Annotated in this window: 13 protein-coding genes and 1 tRNA gene; 7 read left to right on the top strand and 7 right to left on the bottom strand. The window is 51.1% G+C overall.

Annotation, left to right across the window (positions count from 1 at the left end; genetic code table 11):
• Positions 1 to 161 precede the first annotated feature (161 nt).
• From T502_RS02705 to T502_RS02695, 3 genes are read right to left on the bottom strand one after another with little or no spacing between them, the layout of a single operon-like run.
• Complete coding sequence (locus T502_RS02705) at positions 162 to 1,208, bottom strand: type II secretion system F family protein (RefSeq protein WP_042705588.1); 1,047 nt, start codon at positions 1,206 to 1,208, stop codon at positions 162 to 164.
• Between the two features lie 18 nt (positions 1,209 to 1,226).
• Positions 1,227 to 2,162 (bottom strand): type II secretion system F family protein, encoded by a 936-nt coding sequence (locus tag T502_RS02700; RefSeq protein ID WP_042705587.1) that lies wholly within the window; start codon positions 2,160 to 2,162, stop codon positions 1,227 to 1,229.
• The gene (locus tag T502_RS02695) at positions 2,149 to 4,242 is read right to left on the bottom strand and encodes a type II/IV secretion system ATPase subunit (protein ID WP_394296303.1); all 2,094 of its coding nucleotides are present in this window, start codon (positions 4,240 to 4,242) and stop codon (positions 2,149 to 2,151) included. The genes T502_RS02700 and T502_RS02695 overlap by 14 nt, the downstream gene beginning before the upstream one ends.
• A 397-nt stretch (positions 4,243 to 4,639) precedes the next feature.
• On the opposite strand from T502_RS02695, the gene T502_RS02690 reads away from it, so the two are divergent.
• The 4 genes from T502_RS02690 (at position 4,640) to leuS (ending at position 10,862) form a co-directional block, all read left to right on the top strand.
• Positions 4,640 to 5,458 (top strand): A24 family peptidase C-terminal domain-containing protein, encoded by an 819-nt coding sequence (locus T502_RS02690; RefSeq protein ID WP_042705586.1) that lies wholly within the window; start codon positions 4,640 to 4,642, stop codon positions 5,456 to 5,458.
• 99 nt (positions 5,459 to 5,557) lie between these two features.
• Positions 5,558 to 5,935, top strand: coding sequence for a phosphoribosyl-AMP cyclohydrolase (gene hisI, locus T502_RS02685; protein WP_042705822.1), 378 nt, complete (start codon positions 5,558 to 5,560; stop codon positions 5,933 to 5,935).
• A 50-nt stretch (positions 5,936 to 5,985) separates the two neighbouring features.
• A complete protein-coding gene (locus tag T502_RS02680) occupies positions 5,986 to 7,980 on the top strand; it encodes a PINc/VapC family ATPase (protein ID WP_042705585.1) in 1,995 nt (664 codons plus the stop codon).
• A gap of 92 nt (positions 7,981 to 8,072) precedes the next feature.
• Positions 8,073 to 10,862 carry a leucine--tRNA ligase gene (gene leuS / locus T502_RS02675; protein ID WP_042705584.1) on the top strand — a complete coding sequence of 930 codons (2,790 nt, stop codon included), beginning with the start codon at positions 8,073 to 8,075 and terminating at the stop codon, positions 10,860 to 10,862.
• Between the two features lie 92 nt (positions 10,863 to 10,954).
• On the opposite strand, the gene T502_RS02670 is transcribed toward leuS, so the two are convergent.
• Positions 10,955 to 11,302 carry a DUF5611 family protein gene (locus tag T502_RS02670; protein ID WP_042705583.1) on the bottom strand — a complete coding sequence of 116 codons (348 nt, stop codon included), beginning with the start codon at positions 11,300 to 11,302 and terminating at the stop codon, positions 10,955 to 10,957.
• Positions 11,303 to 11,448: 146 nt separating this feature from the next.
• Between T502_RS02670 and T502_RS02665 the strand changes: the two genes are divergently transcribed.
• From T502_RS02665 to T502_RS02655, 3 genes are all read left to right on the top strand, one after another.
• Positions 11,449 to 12,174, top strand: coding sequence for a proteasome assembly chaperone family protein (locus T502_RS02665; protein ID WP_042705582.1), 726 nt, complete (start codon positions 11,449 to 11,451; stop codon positions 12,172 to 12,174).
• A gap of 5 nt (positions 12,175 to 12,179) precedes the next feature.
• Entirely contained in the window at positions 12,180 to 12,572 is a 393-nt protein-coding gene (locus tag T502_RS02660; protein ID WP_042705581.1) for a DUF473 domain-containing protein, read from the top strand.
• A gap of 276 nt (positions 12,573 to 12,848) precedes the next feature.
• Positions 12,849 to 12,923: transfer RNA gene (locus tag T502_RS02655), tRNA-Arg, on the top strand.
• A gap of 89 nt (positions 12,924 to 13,012) precedes the next feature.
• On the opposite strand, the gene T502_RS02650 is transcribed toward T502_RS02655, so the two are convergent.
• From T502_RS02650 to T502_RS02640, 3 genes are read right to left on the bottom strand one after another with little or no spacing between them, the layout of a single operon-like run.
• Positions 13,013 to 14,422: a restriction endonuclease subunit S gene (locus T502_RS02650; protein ID WP_042705580.1), complete on the bottom strand. Its 1,410-nt coding sequence runs from the start codon at positions 14,420 to 14,422 to the stop codon at positions 13,013 to 13,015.
• The gene (locus T502_RS02645; protein WP_042705579.1) at positions 14,419 to 15,834 is read right to left on the bottom strand and encodes a class I SAM-dependent DNA methyltransferase; all 1,416 of its coding nucleotides are present in this window, start codon (positions 15,832 to 15,834) and stop codon (positions 14,419 to 14,421) included. The genes T502_RS02650 and T502_RS02645 overlap by 4 nt, the downstream gene beginning before the upstream one ends.
• Before the next feature lie 3 nt (positions 15,835 to 15,837).
• The gene (locus T502_RS02640; protein ID WP_042705578.1) at positions 15,838 to 18,582 is read right to left on the bottom strand and encodes a type I restriction endonuclease subunit R; all 2,745 of its coding nucleotides are present in this window, start codon (positions 18,580 to 18,582) and stop codon (positions 15,838 to 15,840) included.
• Positions 18,583 to 18,588 lie beyond the last annotated feature (6 nt).

Genomic DNA, 18,588 nt, shown 5'->3' with positions numbered 1-18,588 from the left:
GACCTGCGAATTAAGCATAATGCCCGTATCCTTTTAAGGATCAAACTTTTTTACGACGCCGAATTACAACGGGAGCGAAGGCTTTCTTTACGCGGTTTTATGCAGTTTTGCGCGGTTTAACACGATTTTACAAAAAAATACAGCGCAGAAAACAGCGCCGTTCAGATAAAGAATCTGAACGCAATCCAGGCGATTGCAAGCATTATCAGCGAATATTTTAGTCCAGCCCTTGCATTGCCTTCGCCCATCTGTCCCGCGACAAGTCCGGAGAAGAACGCCTGAATCATTGCCGCGTGCGAGAAGAGACGGCGGTATAAGTCCATGTCCTGACCGCCGCCGACGGACATGCCGCCGAATGCCGAGGCAGCCGCAGTGCCCGCACCTGCGTCGACCGTGCCCTCCGCCCCTCCCGAATAAAGGGCTGAGCCCGCGTCCGCCATGGTCTGAAGGAAGGTTGCCGACATTATGCCGATGATGAAGAGAAATACCAGAAACGAGATTATGACGATGATAACGTAGATGAGCATGTTGTTGCGGCGTTCGTCGGCGAGATTGACGAACTCGCGGGAGTCGTCGGCAGCGGCTTTGAGGACCTCGCTTACGTTGCCGCCCGCAATGCTTGCTTTGGCTACGAGGTCGACACTGCGTTTTGCAAGCGGCGCTCCCAGAGAGTCGCCGAATCTCACGATTGCGTCGATAAACGGCATGTTCCACGAGATATCGCAGTCCATCTTTTTTATGTAACGCGTCAGTTTTCCGTAGTCGCCGTCCGAGACCGTGTGAACGGCGTTGGGAAGCGTCATTCCGCTCTCGTTCATGCCCGCGAGGTCGCGGAAGAAGTTGGGAAGGGCGACCTCTATGCTTCTTATCCGCATGCTCTCCCGCGTAAAAAGGACGGCATATGGCGTAAGCGCGATAAAAAGCGCGAGCACGACGAGATCGTCGACGCATGACGAGGCAAAGGTCTCCGCGATGCCGCATTCAGCGACCGACCGCACCATGCCCGCGATGAAGACGGTCAACGCGAGCGGAACCGAGATTATGAGGACGTTTTCGGGTTTTTCGGTCAGCATATCGACGGGGTGAGCAAACAGCCTCCCCATGCCTTCCCTGGATTTCTTCTTCAGCGCTATCCTGCGGAGGATCTCTTCCTGCATACCGTCATCCGTGAGTTCGGTATCGGCAGCGGCGGCGGTTATTTTCTGCATCTTTCAGTCCTCCTCATCTCAGATCTCCGGCGTCATCGAGTCTATGAGCAGCACAAAGAGAAGACTGCCGAGCGGGATTATGACGTAGATAACGACGTATAAGAAGACGGGGTCGTCACTGCCGCTTATCGAGGACATAATCGACTGAAGGATTATCAGAAAGAGCGTTCCGGCAACGAGTGCCGTTACATAGGACTCCGAGATAAGTCCGAGCGTCTCGAGGAAGGTCTTCTGCTCCATCCTGTTTTCGCGGGCATACTGCTCCGATTTGTTCCTGAAATAACCCGTGAGGTTGCTTCCCGAGGATATGCTTGCGACCGCGCCCTGAAGGAAGTCCCTCATGCGGGGGCTGGGGGTGTACTGACCGACGGTTACGAGCGCTTCAAGGAGGTCTTTGCCGAAGATATAGACTTCGCGCGTGATATATCGGGCTTCGACGGCGCTCTCGCCGTAGATCTCGCTCTCACCGAGAAGTCTGAAGACTCCCGCGGGCGGGATTCCCGCAGCCGACATCGCGGTTATGTAGTTTATCGCATACGGCAGTGTCGCATCGATATTGCGGCGGCGTTCGCCGGCACGTATGCGGGGATAGAGCATAAATCCGAGCCATGTGACGGCGGAGAAGAGGAGAAAGGCGACGGCTGCCGCGATTACCGCGCCGATGAACAGGCTGTATTCGCTCAGCAGATAGAATATCTCGGGCAGACTGCCGAGGCTGTATACGATGAGCGGCAGCCGCAGGAGATATGTGACCGTGCCTGCGAAGAGCGCCGCAATAAGACCGACCGCGACGGCGCTTATGTATGCCGTTGCCAGATACGCCTCGAAGGAGATTCTCATGCGGGCGCTGAGCATTCCGTTTATCAGCGCGGAATCGGCTTCCCGCTTCGTCTTTATCCTCGCTTTTATCCTCTCGCCGAGAAGGTTGAAGCAGAAGCGTTCATACACGTTCATTCAGATCGCCTCTTACGAGTTCGGTTACGGCGTCGGGGTCGCGGTAATAGGACATGAGGACTTTTCCGACGTCACGGTAGTTTCTGAGTTTTTTGAGCCGCATCCATTCGAGGATCTCCTGACGGCGTTTGAGTTCTTCGAGCATTCGCGCCTCGTCCCAGCCGTGCGTCTCCATGATCTCCTCGAGGATGTAGGATTTGCCCGAGTAGCGTATCTCGTCCGAGGACTGATGCCATCTGAAGACTTCGTTCGTGATAAGCTCGTTTGTTCTCGGGTCTATGTCAAGAATCTCGATTATCTGCCTGTTTCTGCGCACCCGCTGACCGCCCGCCTTTGCCTGCACCTGAATGCACATGAGGTTTAGAGAACTGAGCATGTTTCGCGGGACGTTCATCGGCGGATTCTCGATTCTGTGGACGGCGCCGGCGACGGAATCGGCGTGCATGGTCGAGTACGTGACATGCCCCGTGCTCATTGCCTGAAAGAGCGTCTGCATCTCGGTGCCCCTGACTTCGCCGACGAGGATGTATTCGGGGCGCTGGCGGAGTGAGGCACGCAGGAGTTCGTACATGTCGATGGAGCCTTTTCCTTCCCTGTCGAAGGATTCGCGGGTCACGGCGGGTATCCAGTTCCGATGCGGCAGCCGCAGTTCGCGGGTATCTTCAAGGGTTATTATCTTGGCAAGCGGCGGTATGAAGAGCGAGACGGCGTTGAGCGAGGTGGTCTTTCCCGAGGCGGTGCCGCCCGCGAATATGCAGGATTTTCCGGCTTCGACCGCCATCCAGATATATGCTATCGAGAGCGGTGAGAAGGTTCCCCATTCGATGAGGTCGGTCGGCGTTATCGGTTCGTCCTTGAATTTGCGGATTGTAAACGTGGATCCGTGCGCCGTTACCTCGGTGCCGAGCGTCATCTGTATGCGCGAGCCGTCGGTCATTGTGGCATCCAGCATCGGCTCGGATATGGATACGTATTTTCCCGCTTTCTGCGCCATTTTTATGACGAATGAGTCGAGTGCGGCGGCGCTTTTGTAGACGACGCCGGTCTGCACGGATTCGTATCGGGTGTGGAAGACGAAGATGGGGATATTGAGTCCGTCGCAGGATACGTCCTCGATGTATTTGTCGTGCATTATCGCGTCTATGAGACCTTCGCCCAGGAAATCGCGGACTATGTGATAGATTATTTTTTCGCGGTCGGCGACGGGCATCTTCAGTCCGTAGTCCTCGATGATGTCGCAGATTTCGTCGCGTAGGATCTTCTGCGCCTTCTCTTTGGTGAGGTCTTTCGTGCTTACGTTGAGGGTCTCGAAGAGCCTCTGCACGATTTCCTGCCTGAGTTTTTCCTGCGCCGGGTTGAGAGTCGGCTCGAGGACGTTGTAGGCGTACTCGTTCGTGTTCCTGTCGAAGGTGATTCTTACGTAGGCGTAAGGGGGATTGACGCCGTAGAGCTCGACTTCCTCTATGCCGTCGCCGCCGTCGAAACTCAGATCGACGAGGGCGCCGTGAATCGCGGGGTCGTACTCTTCTCGCTTTCTTTCGACGAGGGCTTTTGCGAATCCGAAGAGCCCTTTCTTCTCCGTCCGCGTCTCTTCTTTTGCGGAGGTGTCGCTGTCGCTCCGGCGTTCGTCCTTCCTTTCTTCATTCGGGTCTTCCTTCGATACGGAATATGCCGAGTATATCTTTTCGATTGCCGAGATTGTCCGTTCATGCTCGGCGGGCCCGGGTTCTTCCGCGGCATCGCCGCCGCGAATCCTGAGTTCTTCGATCTCGAAGGTGGTTGCGCCCTTAAGGGCAAGTTCGGAGATGTCGGCTTCGTCGACCGAGATTATGCCCGCATTCCCCGTGCCGATACCGCCTTTCCTATCCGTGTCGGGTTTCGGATTGCCGTCCGCATCCGTCCGTCCCCGCGTATACGCGTCGATGCAGACTCCGTCCTCCCGCATTGCCGTGTCGTGAATTTTCGTACTGTGCATTGCCGCGTCATGCCTTATCGCGTCATGCTTTGCCGCATCATCCGCGGTACCGCCGTGCATTTTGCCGTCATGTATTCTGCCGTCATGAATTGTGCCGTCATGCATTCTCCCGTCGCGGCTGTCTTCGGTTTCGTCCGCAAAAGATGCGTTCGGTTTCGGCAGCCGCGGGATCGGCTCGGGGTTTGGCAGGGACTTCGTATCGGTCGGGAAGAGCGTATCCCCGTTTAACCCGCCGCCCCTGTTTTTCTTTCCGAACAGTCCGAATCTTTTCCTTATGCCTTCAGTATCCTTCAATGAAAATCCCCCGTTTCCAAGGCGAAAACCGCCCCGCCGCATGAGTGTTAACACCGTTAACGGAATAACCCGTCAGCGAAATCAACAAAATTCTGTTGCCATAAAAATTATACTCTTCTAAACGAACGGGCGATGCGGGAATGCGGGAAAGAAGGAACGAAGGACAAAGATAACTAATATATTGCCGCGGACCGATCTTTATACATTTATGCAAATACTCTCAATACCTTTGGTAATCTCATCAATAGCAATAATAATCACGCTTTTGTATGCTTCATACCGCGATTATATTGAACGCCTTGTGGCGTTTAAGACATGGTATCCCATGCTCGTCATAGGCGTGCCCGTTGCCCTGTATACCTATGCGACGCTGATTCTTTACGAGCCGCGGGCGGCGGTCGGCTACATCTTCCTTGTCGCGATCTTCTGTGCGATGTTCTATTTCTCGTCGGCATACCTGCACATATTCGGCGGGGCGGATGCCTGGGCATTCATCTTCATCACATTCCTTGTGCCCCTCTATCCGATACTGCCGCTCACGGGATTTCCGGCAATCGCTTTCTTCCCGCTGACCGTCCTGATAAATGCCGTGATACTGAATCTTGTCGTGCCGATAGGGCTTCTGATATACAATCTCGCAAAGAGGAACAGGGCGCCGCTCTTCTGCCTCTTCACATGCTACCCCGTCGCGAGCGAAAAACTGACGGAATCGTTCGGATTCATCATGGAGGAGTTCGAGGAGTGCCCAAAGAGCGCCGAGGCGCCCGAAGGCTTCAGGCGGAGATTCCTCACATTCGGCGCCTCGATTAAGAGGATGGTCGGGGGGACGCGCAGGATGTATACCGGCGATCTCAGGAGGAATCCGCAGGAGTATAAGAAAGAGCTTGCCCTCTATAAGAAAGCGGGACATGTCTGGATATCCTACGGCGTTCCGTTCATCATCCCGATTACGGCGGGTTTCATTGCGGCGCTGCTCTTCGGGGACATACTGTTTGCGATAATTCGCTTCATTACGGGGGCAATGTAAATGGAAGGCAGCACGGAAAGCAACGATAAAACTAAAACGGATGATAACGGCAAATGCGACAAAAACGACAAATACGACAAATGCGGCAGCTTTAAGGAACTGCCGCTCCTCTCGGAGATAAAATACGATAAGAACGGGCTTGTGACCGTCGTCGTTCAGGACGCGGGAACAAAAGAGGTTCTCATGACGGCATGGTCGGATGAAGCCGCCGTCCTCGAGACGATTCGGACGGGCTGTGCGCACTTCTACTCGCGGAGCCGCCGGAAGATGTGGAAGAAGGGCGAGGAGAGCGGGCATATTCAGGAGATAGTCCGCATCCTTGTCGACTGCGACTGCGATACGCTCCTCTATCAGGTAAGGCAGAAGGGCGGCGCATGCCACACGGGTCACATGAGCTGTTTTTACAGAACGCTCGAAGGAGAGGATGTCGGAGAGAAGGTTTTCGATCCGGCAAAAGTATACGGAGATTCCAATTAGGGATCGATCTAATTAGGGATTGAATACATTATATAAAAGGGAGGTTTTGTATGAAACTTATACCAGATACCAGCGTCATAATAGACGGACGCATCACCTCGATGATACAGGAGTCGGGTGAATATAAAGGGGCCACAATAATTGTTCCGGAGGCCGTAATAGCAGAACTTGAAGCACAGGCCAACCAGGGACGTGAAATAGGATTCAGCGGCCTTATCGAGCTTCAGGAACTTTCAAAGCTCGCAGAAGAAGGAATAATAGAACTCAAATATCAGGGCGAAAGACCCAGTCTCGACCAGGTCAAACTTGCCAGCGGCGGCGAGATCGACGCACTCATAAGGAAGGTCGCGCTTCAGTGCGATGACGCAAAGTTCATCACCAGCGACTTCGTGCAGTCCGAGGTCGCAAAAGCGAAAGGGCTTGACGTATTATACTTAAAACCGCAGACGGAGAACTTTTCACCGCTTACAATAGAGAAATATTTCGATGAAAACACCCTCTGCGTATGGCTGAAAGAGCGCGCGAAGCCTTACGCAAGGAAAGGCACGCCGAATAACAACAGCCTTGTCAGTCTTTCCGAGAATGTTCTCTCCGAATATGAGTTAAAGCGCATCGCACAGGAGATTCTCGAACGCGCCAGACGCAGTCCCGACGGATTTATCGAGATTGAGAAGCGCGGCGTCACCGTTGTGCAGATCGGCGCCATGAGGGTGTCCATATGCAGAAGACCGTTCTCGGACGGCATGGAGATCATCGCGGCAAGACCGAACCGCGACTGCTCCTTAAGCGACTACAGGAAATGCGCCGCTGTAAAGAAACTTCTCGACGGCGGCAGAAAGGGTATCCTCGTAGTCGGCAAGCCGGGCACGGGAAAGACGAGCGTTGCGCAGAGCATCGCGGTCTACCTTGCCGACAAGGGCTGCTCGGTCAAGACGATGGAGTCCTCGAGAGATCTCTTCGTTCCCGATAAGATAACGCAGTACGGCGAGCTTGACGGCAGTATGGAGAACACATCCGAGATTCTTCTCATGATGCGCCCAGACCATGTCATCTTCGACGAACTGAGAAAATGCTCGGATTTCAATGTTTACTCCGAGCTTCGCCTTGCGGGTGTCGGCGTCGTGGGTGTCGTCCACGCGGGCAGTGCACACGACGCTCTCTTCAGATTCATGTCGAAGACGGAGTTCGGCGTGCTCTCGCAGGTGATTGATACGATTATCGCCGTCAAAGACGGAGATATCGCCAATATCTATGACCTGAAGTTCGAATTCAGGGTGCCCGACAGCCTTCCCGACGACAACGACGAACTGCCGGCAAGACCGGTTATCTCGGTCATCAACACCGAGACGGGTCAGGCGGAGTCCGAGATATTCAGATATGACGGCGAGTCGATTGTCGTCAGGTTCACGGAGGATGAAGAGCCTGCCTCTCAGCCGATGCAGTCACAGTCGATGCAGTCGCAGTCCGTGACCGTGCAGAGCCGGGAGGACAGTTCCCAGCAGTCGCTGCCGATTGAGGAAGACGAAGAGGATATCTCGATGAAACTCGTCGAACGCGACATTCAGAGGGAGATCGGAAGATTCACGAACGGCTCCGTAGACGTGAAGATGCAGAACGAGAACAAGGCGGTTGTCTACATAGACGACAAGGATGTCCCTGCCGCCATCGGAAAGGGCGGAAAGAATGTCGCGGCAATCGTGAACAAACTCAGTATCGGTATCGATATCCGCCCGAGAAGCGAGCTTGCGAGGTCGGCGCCTTCGGTATCGAACGACTACGATCTCTCGCCCTCAATCGATCTTGACGGCACTACGGGCGGCGTCACGGAAAACGGCGTCGAGATAAAGATTGACAAGAAGAATCTCATGATTACCGCAAGAGAATACAGAGGCAAGATTGTGGATGTCTTCGGCGGCAAGGAGTATCTCTTTACCGCGACGGTCAACGACATGGGCGAGATTCACATGTCGAAGAACAACAGTATAGCGATGGAGATGATTCGCCGTTACAATGACGGTGAAGAGATCAGACTCAGACCCGTATGATCAGTCATTCGAGGTCATTGATCCGATTAATCATATATTTTTAAAGATCCAAAATAAATATCCGAGATTTACATCATCACCGGAAGTGAATTATGAGTAAATTTGAGATGAAAGAGTACGAAGAAAAATACTGTCGGGAATGGAAACATGCCTTCGAGGCTGATCCCAAGGACGGCGCCGATAAATTCTATATCAACGTCGCTTACCCTTATCCCAGCGGCGCTATGCACGTCGGTCACGGAAGGACATATATTGCTCCCGACGTAATCGCGAGATACAGGAGAATGCAGGGTCGTCATGTCCTCTTCCCGATGGCTTTCCACGTTACGGGTTCGCCGGTTATCGGTATCTCCAAGAGGATTGCCAGAGGCGACGAGAAGACAATCAAGCTCTACCGCGACTTATATCGCGTTCCGCAGGATGTCCTTAACCGCTTTACCGAGCCGACCGAGATTGTGAAGTATTTCAGCGACGAATACGAGCGCGTGATGAGCAGCTGCGGTCTTTCAATCGACTGGAGACGCAGGTTTACCACGGTTTACCCGCAGTACAGCAAGTTCATCGAGTGGCAGTACAAGCACCTCTACGAGCAGAACCGCGTCAGAAAGGGTGCGCACCCCGTCAAGTTCTGTCCGCAGTGCGACAACCCCGTAGGCGACCACGATCTGCTCGAGGGTGAGAAGGCGGAGATTGTCAAATATACGCTGGTTATGTTCACATGGGGAGAATACAAGGTGCCCTGCGCGACCCTGCGCCCCGAGACGACATACGGTGTGACAAATCTCTGGGTCAACCCGAACGTTACCTACAAGAAGGTGCTTCTCGACGGCGAGAAGTGGATTTTATCACCCGAAGCGGCACACAAGCTCTCGCTTCAGGAGCACGAGGTTAAGGAAGAGGGCGAGATCAAGGGCAGCGAACTCATCGACCAGAAGATGAACCACCACATGTGCGGCAGCGTGCCCGTTCTTCCGGCGGAGTTCGTCGATCCCGACATGGCGACGGGTATCGTGATGAGCGTCCCCGCCCATGCGCCGTTTGACTACATCGCACTCCGCGACCTTCAGAAGCAGGGCAAATATACGGACATTACCCCGATTGCGCTTATCACGGTCCCGGGATTCGGTCAGTTCCCCGCAAAGGATGCGGTCGAGCGCTCGGGTATCGCCGACCAGAACGACCCGGGTATGGAGACGCTGACACAGGAGGTCTACAGCGCGGAGTTCTCGAGCGGAAAGATGTTCCCGCAGTACGGCGGCAAGCCGGTCAAGATTGCCCGCGAAGAGTATGCGGAGCTTATGCGCGAGAAGTACGGTTCAATCATAATGTATGATTTCGACAACCACAATGTGATGTGCCGCTGCGGAAGCCGCGTCTTCGTCAAGATTCTCAAGGATCAGTGGTTCCTGCAGTACAGCGACGAGGCATGGAAGAAGCAGATTCACGAGCAGCTCAACAGGGTCGAGCTTGTTCCGCCCGAGGTCAGGACGGAGTTCGAGAGGACTATCGACTGGCTTAAGGACTGGGCATGTTCGAGAAGAATCGGTCTGGGAACGAGGATGCCGTTCGACAAGAACTGGCTCGTCGAGCCGCTCTCGGATTCGACCATCTACATGGCGTTCTACACCATCGCACACAAGCTGCTTCAAATTGAGCCGGAGAAGCTCACGCCCGAGGTCTTCGACTATGTCTACCGCGGCGAAGGCAGCCCGGACAATCTGCCGATTCCGAAGGAGACGGCGGAGGATCTGAGGAAGGAGTTCCTGTACTGGTATCCGTACGATTTCAGATTCTCGGCAAAGGATCTTATCTCGAATCACCTGACCTTCCAGCTCTTCCACCACAAGGCTCTCTTCCCCGAGAACCTCCAGCCCAAGGGTATGGTCGTCTTCGGCATGGGTCTGCTCGAGGGCGCAAAGATGTCCTCGTCGAAGGGCAATGTCTTCCTGCTCGAAGATGCGGTCCGCGATCTCGGTGCGGATACGGTGAGGATGTTCCTTGTCGGCAGTGCCGAGCCCTGGCAGGATTTCGACTGGAGAAAGGAGCTTGTTACGGCGACGAAGAAGCAGATCGAGAGATTCCACACCACGGTGACCGAGGGCAACGATGCGAGCGGCAGCTGCGATATCGACAAGTGGCTCATCTCGAGGCTTCAGGAGAGGGTTAAGAAGACGGATGAGGCATTACAGCTCTTCCAGACCCGTCAGGCACTTCAGGAGGCTTATTTCGGCATCGATTCCGATCTCAAGTGGTACCGCCGCCGCCTCCCCGAAGGCGTTACGGGTTCCGCGGTCTTAAAGGAGGTTAACAGCGTCTGGATAAGGCTTCTTGCGCCGTTTATCCCGTTCACGTGTCAAAACCTCTGGGAGTTCACCGGCAACAGCGGAAACATCGCGTTTGCGCAGTGGCCGACGGCGGACGAGTCCAAGGTCGACGAGCCTGTCGAGCTTGCCGAGGAGCTTCTCATAAGGACGACGGAGGATATCGAGTCGATTATCAAGCTCATCGAGATCGAGAAGGCTTCGTCGATTACGCTCTTTGTAGCGCCGGAGTGGAAATACGGTCTCTTCAGGAAGATTGCAAATGCCGAGGACAGAAACAATGTCATCGGTCTTATCATGAAGGACGAAGAGATGAAGAAGCGCGGCAAAGAGGCGACGGATGCGACAAAGCAGATTACGACGCTGATTCACCGCCTGCCGCCCGACCTTGTCGGACTTATCGAGAAGAACGATGTCAGCGAGGCTAAGGTCTTCGAGTCGGCGGTCGGCTTCCTCGAGCGCGAATACGGTCTTAAGGTCAAGATTGTGAAGTCGGACGAGTCCTCTCATCCGAAAGCGCGTCAGGCACTGCCCTTCAAGCCGGCAATACTGATTGAGTGACGGATTTTCCGTCCTAATCTCAAATTTACTCTTTTATATTTTTCAGAAACCGGTTTTAAAAAATTGAAAAAAGAAAATTGAAATTTTTATGTTCAGTCTGCGCCTTTCACGGCGTCGGTTGCCTTCTTCTTTCTCTCTTTGGTGTTGTAGCCCGTGACATATTCGAGATATCCTCTGAATCTCTTGTTCGTGTCGAGGACAATCTTGTCGGCTTCCTCTTCGCTGTGGGTCTCGTAGAGTTTGGCGTCCGAGACGGTGTCGACGACGAACATGTTGCCTTTGTCGTTGATCCATGCTTCAAGGAGGGTGAACGAGCCGAAACTGATTGAGAAGTGACCGCCTTTGACCTCAGGCTCGGTGTCAAAATATTTTACGAGCCCGTCTTTTGCTCTGTCCGCAAGTCCGTCCTTGAATCCTCGTTTGATCGAATATTCCTGCATATGTATTAATTTACGGGCTTTACTTTAATGTTTTTTGTATTGAACGGCGTTTGAGGGGATGGGGGTGCAAAGCCGCGGGCACGTAACGACAGCAATATATAAATTATAATCGAATTGGTAGTTACCTAAAGATTGGAGGCAGAAATATGGATGATGATATACGAATTATCTCGGAAGCGCCGGCTTCGGAGGATATTACCGTCTTCTTCGGTTTTCCCGGGAGCGGACTTGTCGGCAGCATCGCCGTTCAATTCCTCGTCGATTCACTGAAATACAAGTATCTCGGAGGTATTACGGGACGGATGTTTCCGCCGGTTGCGATGATGGTTGACGGCGTTATCGCATCGCCGCTTCGAATCTACGGGAAGGATAACTGCGTTGCGGTAGTCTCGGAGATTCCGATTCCGCCGGAGGACTGCTATGACCTTACTCAGGCGCTCCTTGACTGGTTTTCGCAGTATAAGATAAAGGATGTGACGGTTGTCGCGGGTATGGTGACTAATTCGGGAGAGAAACGTGTCTTCGGCGTCGGCAGCGACGATAAGAGCATAGCGGCGATACGGGATCTCGTGAATGTCCTGCCGATGGGGAGCATCTCGGGAATGGCGGGAAGCATCCTTCTGGAGTGCCGTGCGAGGGGTATTCCGGCGATAGGTCTTCTCGGGGAGACCGTGAATATTCCCGATCCGCGTTCCGCCGTCTCCGTTCTGGAGATCGTTAACGGCACATACGATTTCGATATTCCGGTCGACAGACTTCTTGCCGAGGCGGAGAATATCGAGGAATCGATGCAGAGGATTGCCGAGCAGGTCAGCGGTAAGGAAGAGGAGAACGAAGCGCCGAAGATTGAGCATCTTCCGATGTACGGGTGAGATAGATGAAGATTAATGCATTGACGGGTATCTCGGCGGCGGTTATCGCCGAGCTTAAAAAAGGCAAGCCGCGGACGATTGAGCTTCAGAGCGCACACAATATCATTACGCTTATCGATGTGCTCCCCGGGGATCATATCTTTATGACGGAGATCAACGAGGATGATCTCTCGGTCGGCGACCCGGGTATCGTGGTGAACGTTATCAGCGTTTCAATCGGGATGAAGAGGATGACGGAGTATGCGCCGCTGCACTACTGCGAGGAGAAAGAGCGCATGACAGCCCGCGTCAAGGTGCAGTATGTCGATAAGACTTCGGCTAAGTGCGTGGAAGGCTGCGATTGGGAAAAGCCCACGATTGTGGATGTAATACGTTCCTCGGTATACCACGCGGGATAACCGAAAGGGCAGAAAGGGCGATAAGGGCAGAAAGGGATCTGAAAAGCGTATCGAAAAAAGCGTGTCAAAGGCATGCGGGCGTTCGGATGCCGCGTCGGAGGGGCAAGGTGCGGGATAATCCGATACCGTTATGCCGCATAACGCCGCCTGATGCCTTATAATGCCTCCCGCTTTTTTATCCGAAATTGCGATGTGACAAGTTTAATATGCGATAATCCCCAATATAGTAAGGCAAGACTTGAGGCAGTCTTAATTGAGACTTCGGTCATGCGCTATGGATCTGTGGCTTAGCCTGGATATAGCGCCGGGCTTCTAACCCGGATGCCAGGGGTTCGAATCCCCTCAGATCCGCTGTTTTTTCGTGATTTTACGATTTTTCAAAAGTATTTCAAAAGTTTTTCAAAGTTCGTAACAGTTCTTCAAAATTCAAAAAAAAAAGATTACGCCTTTTCCCTGCATTCCGCAAGCCTTTCACACAGCGGAAGAAGTTCCTCAATCTTGGCAACAATGCGGCGCTGTTCGGCGAGGGGCGGGAGTGGGAACAGCATAGGGTATATTTTTTTACCAGATACTACGGGTTGTGCCGAACCGTTGTTCTTTTGACCAAGATCCATGCTTTTCAAGACATAGACTAAAAAATCACGATCAATATACTCTTTTGGATATTTGGTAATGAATGCATTATCAGTTATCCATGCCTTTGAGGGAGTGACATGAACACTACCACAATAAAATCCTACTCGTCCTATAACTATCGTTTCTTCATTAACTAAAGCTTCATTATGGTATCCAACAACACCATTTCCCCCATACACGGGAATATCACCTTTTTTCATCTTATTTGATGTCAAACCCATTCCCGAATTAATCTTAATGAGTTCCCCTAACCTTACCCATTTCCAACTCTCTGGAATGTCAAATGGAATTTCTTTCTCGGTAATCTCGGCAAGCGGCTTCTCTTTCTTAAACCTGCCTTCTTTGATTAGTTCATTCTTCTCGGACTGAATCTGCCGATAGAGTTCTTCCGCAGTGCCTTCTTCGGCTCTCTGCTCTACAAGTTTGCCCTGTATTGCCGCATCGAGAATTTTGTTTTTCAATACTGCACTGTCTTTGATGTATTTGGACTGAAGATCATCAATTATGTCAATTTGAGAAAAAATTGCATCTATTTTATCAGCAATTCTTTTCTGTTCTGATAAAGGTGGTAAAGGAACTAAAAACTGATTTATTGTATCAGATTTTACCCTTTGCTGTCCTACATCTCCTTTATATGATGAATAACCTGCATCGATAAATCTCTGTGAAATTACAATGTAGTATGTGTACTCGGGAAGGACATGTTTCTGGCGCAGTATGATTAATTCTGTTGTTCCTCCACCTATACCATTGGGAAGATTCTTAGCAATAAACGATTTCCTATTCTCAAAACAAGGAGTTATTTTTGCAAACGCTACATCATCGTTCTGAAACTTCGTATGATTCTTAGAAGCAGTTCCCCAATCCTGTATGTCATAAGAAAAATCTCTAATGAAACCCTGCGAGATTTTTTCCATAGGTATAAACGCCGCTTCTATCGTATTATCAGCCTCAACTTTTGGATTTATTTCATAAATTGAAGCTAATCTTACCCATTTCCAATTCATAGGAATCTCAAACGGTATCTCTTTTTCCGTAATCGCGGGTAAAGGCTTTTCCTTCTTTATTTTTCCTTCTTTTATGAGCCGCGCTTTCTCTTCCTGTATCTTGGCATACAGTTCTTCGGCATTACCGTCCGAAGGAAGTTGTTCGGTCAGTTTTCCCTGTATAGCAAGGTCTAAGACCTTTTTCCTCAATGCCTCGGTATCAATCATAAATCGATATCCCCGAGCAGTTTTTTAAGTTTTAATACAGCCTCTGAAATGCCGTCGGACTCCGCCTGCATATCGTTCAGAACTTCCTGTATTGTGCGCTCATCCTTCACCTCAAGGTCAATCCACTTAAAGTCGAGTGTGTCCGCATTCTTTACTTCATCTTCGGAGAAGTGTCTCCAGCGCCCGTTAGGGTTCTCCTCGCTGTATGTCGGCTTTCTGTCCTGCTGATGTCCCGAACGGTAGCACTCTACAAACTCGTCGAAGTCGGCACGTTTCAGAGGATTTGTCGCCAGAGTATGCTTTATGCCCGTGCGATAGTCGTAAACCCAGATGTCCTTTGTCGGCTTTCCTTTCTCGAAAAATATGACATTGGTTTTAACGCCGTTGGCGTAGAATATCCCTGTCGGCAGTCTGAGAATCGTGTGAAGGTTGTAATTCTTCATCAGAATCTCGCGAACCTGCGCAGTCGAACCCTGATCCGTGAGAACGCTGTCGGGAAGAACCACAGCCGCACGACCGCCGGTCTTCACAATCGACATGATATGCTGAAGGAAGTTCACCTGATTATCCGAGGTCTTTACGAACTCGGGGCGGTTTGCATAGACCTCAACGCTGCCCTGCGGTCTTGTTCCGAACGGCGGATTCGTCATGACCACCTGATAGAGATCATCCGTGGTCTCGATGAGTGAATCGCGGAGAGTAATCGGACTTCGGTTCACGCCGATATCGTGAAGGAAGAGATTCATTGAGCCGAGAGTCACCACAAGCGGCGTTATGTCCGCGCCGAAAAGAGCGCTGTTCTTAAGGAATTTCTGTTTCTCGATATCCCTGCTCTGAACCCGCATATGGTCATATGCCGCGAGAAGAAAACCGCCCGTACCGCAACAGGGATCGGCAACGGTCTCGGTTATCTTTGGATCGACAACGTCCACGATGGCGTTGATGAGAGCGCGGGGAGTGAAGTATTGTCCCGCGCCGCTTTTCTTATCCTGCCCGTTATCTTCCAGAATACGTTCATAGATAGCGCCTTTAAGGTCGCCGTCCATCATGTACCAGTTTTCGTCGCCGACCATCTGAAAGACCTTTTTGAGCATCGCGGGACGGTCAATCTTGTTGATCGCCTTTGTAAATATTGTACCGATAAGACCCTCTTCCTCGGAAAGATCACTCAGAATCTCCTCATACTTCTCGACAAGGTCTTCTCCGCTTAAACCCGCGACATCCTTCCATTTGTAGCCGTCGGGGATGGAACTGCCCAGACCGAGTTCCTCTTTCTCCGCATCCATCTTCAGAAAAAGGATATAGGTAAGCTGAGTTATGTAATCCGTAAAACCTACGCCCGCGGATGCCATCACATTCGCGATATCCTTTACCTTTTTGACAAGCGCCGCCTCGCTCTTTTGATCTGCCATAAATTAAGCCGCCCTTAACATAAATCGTGCAAGTGTCTGCATTTCGCTGTTCAATACCGACGGAGTGAAACTCTGTATGCCCCTGCGCCACAGGTCGGCATCGAACTCATTCAGTTCGTTAGCCGAAATTGCACCGTCATTGATTATATATTCGGCAATCTGCCTCATAATATCGACCTGTTCATCCGTAAGATTACGCTGAATCTGTCCGCAGTACAGATTGAACCTCGGCACATATCCCGCAGTAAGACTGGTCAGTCTTTGATTCTTCCTGTATGCATACCGCACAATCTGAATCAGATTGGTAAGGGCTTTCGCGTTCTGTTTTACATCAAGTTCATCGACGTTTCCGTCCGCATCAAGAACCTTGTAATTCTTCCAAATCTGTTCGGCAACATACTGTCTGTTTTCGGACAGCAGGCTCTCACGGAGTTCAACAAGCATATTATGAGTAATGACTGTATCCTCGGAGTTATAGATAATGCGCAGTGCCTCAATGAAATCACGGTTATCCATAAGATATTTTTCGAAACTCTCAATATATGACCGTGCGGTCTCCTGAGAGAATCCCGAATAAATTACCGTATCATCATCCTGTATGGTTAGCGAATAACCCTTCTGCATCTCAATAAGTTTCTTACGGGCGGAAATATTGTTCAGCAGAACCGCAATAAGATCGATTCTTGCGGCATTATCCCCCGACGGGCTTACATATACGGGAAGAATGCCTCTCTCAAATGCGTCCTGAATCCTGTTTGCGATATTACGCGGTGAATATCCGAATTCGTTTACAAACTCGGTAAGATGATTCCCGAACATCGTATTGTTCTCGTAACGGCGATGCACCGACGAACAGTAATCACGAAGATATGTCAGAAATTCGTCGCTTACTTCCCCGTGTGACAGATGCTCAAGAACATGCTCAAGACTCGGTTTCTGTGACCTGTGACTGCCGATGCCTTGGAAAGACTTCTCATTCTCCGTTACACCGACGGCATCCACTATGTAATAGCACTCCTTTGTATCGGCATTCGGAGTAACCTCGCGAAGTTTATCATCGCCGATAGTACGACATCCGCGCCCCCTCATCTGTGTATAGAGAACTTCGGACTTGACATCCCGCATGAAAAGAACGACCTCAAGAGGCTTTACATCCGTTCCCGTTGCCACAAGCGTCACGGTGACCGCAATACGGAAATCCTTCTCAACGCGAAGATCGCGAATAAGCACATTCGAATCCCCTGCCGAATAGGTAATCTTCTGCACGAAATGCTCGGGAACATTGCCGTCAAACTCGGGCGCAAAAACCTCCCTTGCGATCTCGACAATCCGAGTCGCATGGTCATCATCCTTGGCGAAGATAAGAGTCTTAGGAATATACTCCCATTTTTTCTCCCTTTCTGGATATAGTTCGGTATATATGGCATCTTTATACGCCGTAAGGACTTTTCGTATCTGATCGCGGTTTATGACCGAATGATCAACATCTCCCGCGGAATAATCAATATCATTATCAGCCGAATATGTATTTGAATGTCCGGTCTTGCGCGATGTCTCGACAACTTTTGAACCCGCTTCTATGGTACCGCCGTTTTCCGTTATCTCGGTAGCAATACGATATATTCTTGACGGCACATTAACGCCGTCAACCACGGATCTTTCGTATGTATAGTTCTCGATTATGTTATTATTGAAAAATGCTACCGCTTCGGGTGTCGGTGTCGCCGTAAGCCCGAGAATTATTGCATCCCTAAAGTAATCAAGCACGGCTCTCCACTCACCATAAATTGACCTGTGGCATTCATCAACGACTATGAATTGGAAATAATCAGGCGACAGTATCAGATTATTACCGAGCCGAATCGCCTCATTTGCGTTTCTGTCGTTATCCGTATTTGCATTTTCATCCTCGGCATCCTCATCCCCTTCGACAAGTTGTTGACCCGTAAGAACCGCAAAAAGTTTCTGTATCGTTGAGATTACAATATCAGCATCAATATCCGACTCTCTTCTAAGCCGCTTGACAAGATACAGATTGCTCATGGTCTGCTGACGCTCTGTTTTGTCAAAGGTACTGAACTCCGATTCGGTCTGTCTTGCAAGATTATTTCTGTCAACAAGGAAGAGAACCCGCTTTGTCGATGTATAGTTCAAAAGTCTGTATGAGGCAAGGCAGGCAAGATAAGTCTTACCCGCTCCCGTAGCAAGAACAGCCAGATTTCTCTTCAGCCCGCGCTTTAAGGACTGTTCCAGATTTATTTCCGCCTCATACTGACAATCCCTCAGACCGCGTCTGTCAAGATAAGGCAGAGCACCGTATTCCGTCTCCGACAACTTTCCAATCAGTTTGAGCATCTTCTTCGGAGAATGCATCTCGGAGATTTCCTCATAATCGGAATCGGGATTAAGCATATTCTTGAAAAATATCTTGTTGCCGTTTGCAAGGTAGACAAGCGGAATCAGTTTATCAAACCATAATCCGTACCATTTCTGCGGATTATGCGCATACCCTTCCGCCTGATTTTCCACATCATCCCCGAGCGCATTTTCTTCGCGCTTGGCTTCCAAAACGGCGATTGCCTTGTTATCGACAAAAAGAAGATAATCGCTCTCGGTATTTCCCTTCATGAGAGCCTCTTTTACGGCAACGGTATCATAGGGAATATACTCGTCACGCGGGACTATGTTCCATCCCGCATTTTTCAGCTGTTTGTCGATTTTTTCTCTTGCCCGTTCTTCCGGCTGCATCCAAGG

Source organism: Methanomicrobium mobile BP, assembly GCF_000711215.1.
Taxonomy (GTDB): Archaea; Halobacteriota; Methanomicrobia; order Methanomicrobiales; family Methanomicrobiaceae; genus Methanomicrobium; species Methanomicrobium mobile.
Note: the sequence above shows the minus strand (reverse complement) of the source record. Positions and strands in the feature narration are given on the sequence as shown.

Bases quoted from the DNA above. Each gene is read 5' to 3' on its own strand.
- T502_RS02665 (WP_042705582.1), top strand. From the start codon at position 11,449: ATGGATGATGATATACGAATTATCTCGGAAGCGCCGGCTTCGGAGGAT.
- T502_RS02695 (WP_394296303.1), bottom strand. From the start codon at position 4,242: ATGCATGACGGCACAATTCATGACGGCAGAATACATGACGGCAAAATG.
- T502_RS02700 (WP_042705587.1), bottom strand. From the start codon at position 2,162: ATGAACGTGTATGAACGCTTCTGCTTCAACCTTCTCGGCGAGAGGATA.
- T502_RS02640 (WP_042705578.1), bottom strand. From the start codon at position 18,582: ATGCAGCCGGAAGAACGGGCAAGAGAAAAAATCGACAAACAGCTGAAA.
- T502_RS02660 (WP_042705581.1), top strand. From the start codon at position 12,180: ATGAAGATTAATGCATTGACGGGTATCTCGGCGGCGGTTATCGCCGAG.
- leuS (WP_042705584.1), top strand. From the start codon at position 8,073: ATGAGTAAATTTGAGATGAAAGAGTACGAAGAAAAATACTGTCGGGAA.
- T502_RS02650 (WP_042705580.1), bottom strand. From the start codon at position 14,422: ATGATTGATACCGAGGCATTGAGGAAAAAGGTCTTAGACCTTGCTATA.
- T502_RS02705 (WP_042705588.1), bottom strand. From the start codon at position 1,208: ATGCAGAAAATAACCGCCGCCGCTGCCGATACCGAACTCACGGATGAC.
- T502_RS02670 (WP_042705583.1), bottom strand. From the start codon at position 11,302: ATGCAGGAATATTCGATCAAACGAGGATTCAAGGACGGACTTGCGGAC.
- T502_RS02690 (WP_042705586.1), top strand. From the start codon at position 4,640: ATGCAAATACTCTCAATACCTTTGGTAATCTCATCAATAGCAATAATA.
- T502_RS02645 (WP_042705579.1), bottom strand. From the start codon at position 15,834: ATGGCAGATCAAAAGAGCGAGGCGGCGCTTGTCAAAAAGGTAAAGGAT.
- T502_RS02680 (WP_042705585.1), top strand. From the start codon at position 5,986: ATGAAACTTATACCAGATACCAGCGTCATAATAGACGGACGCATCACC.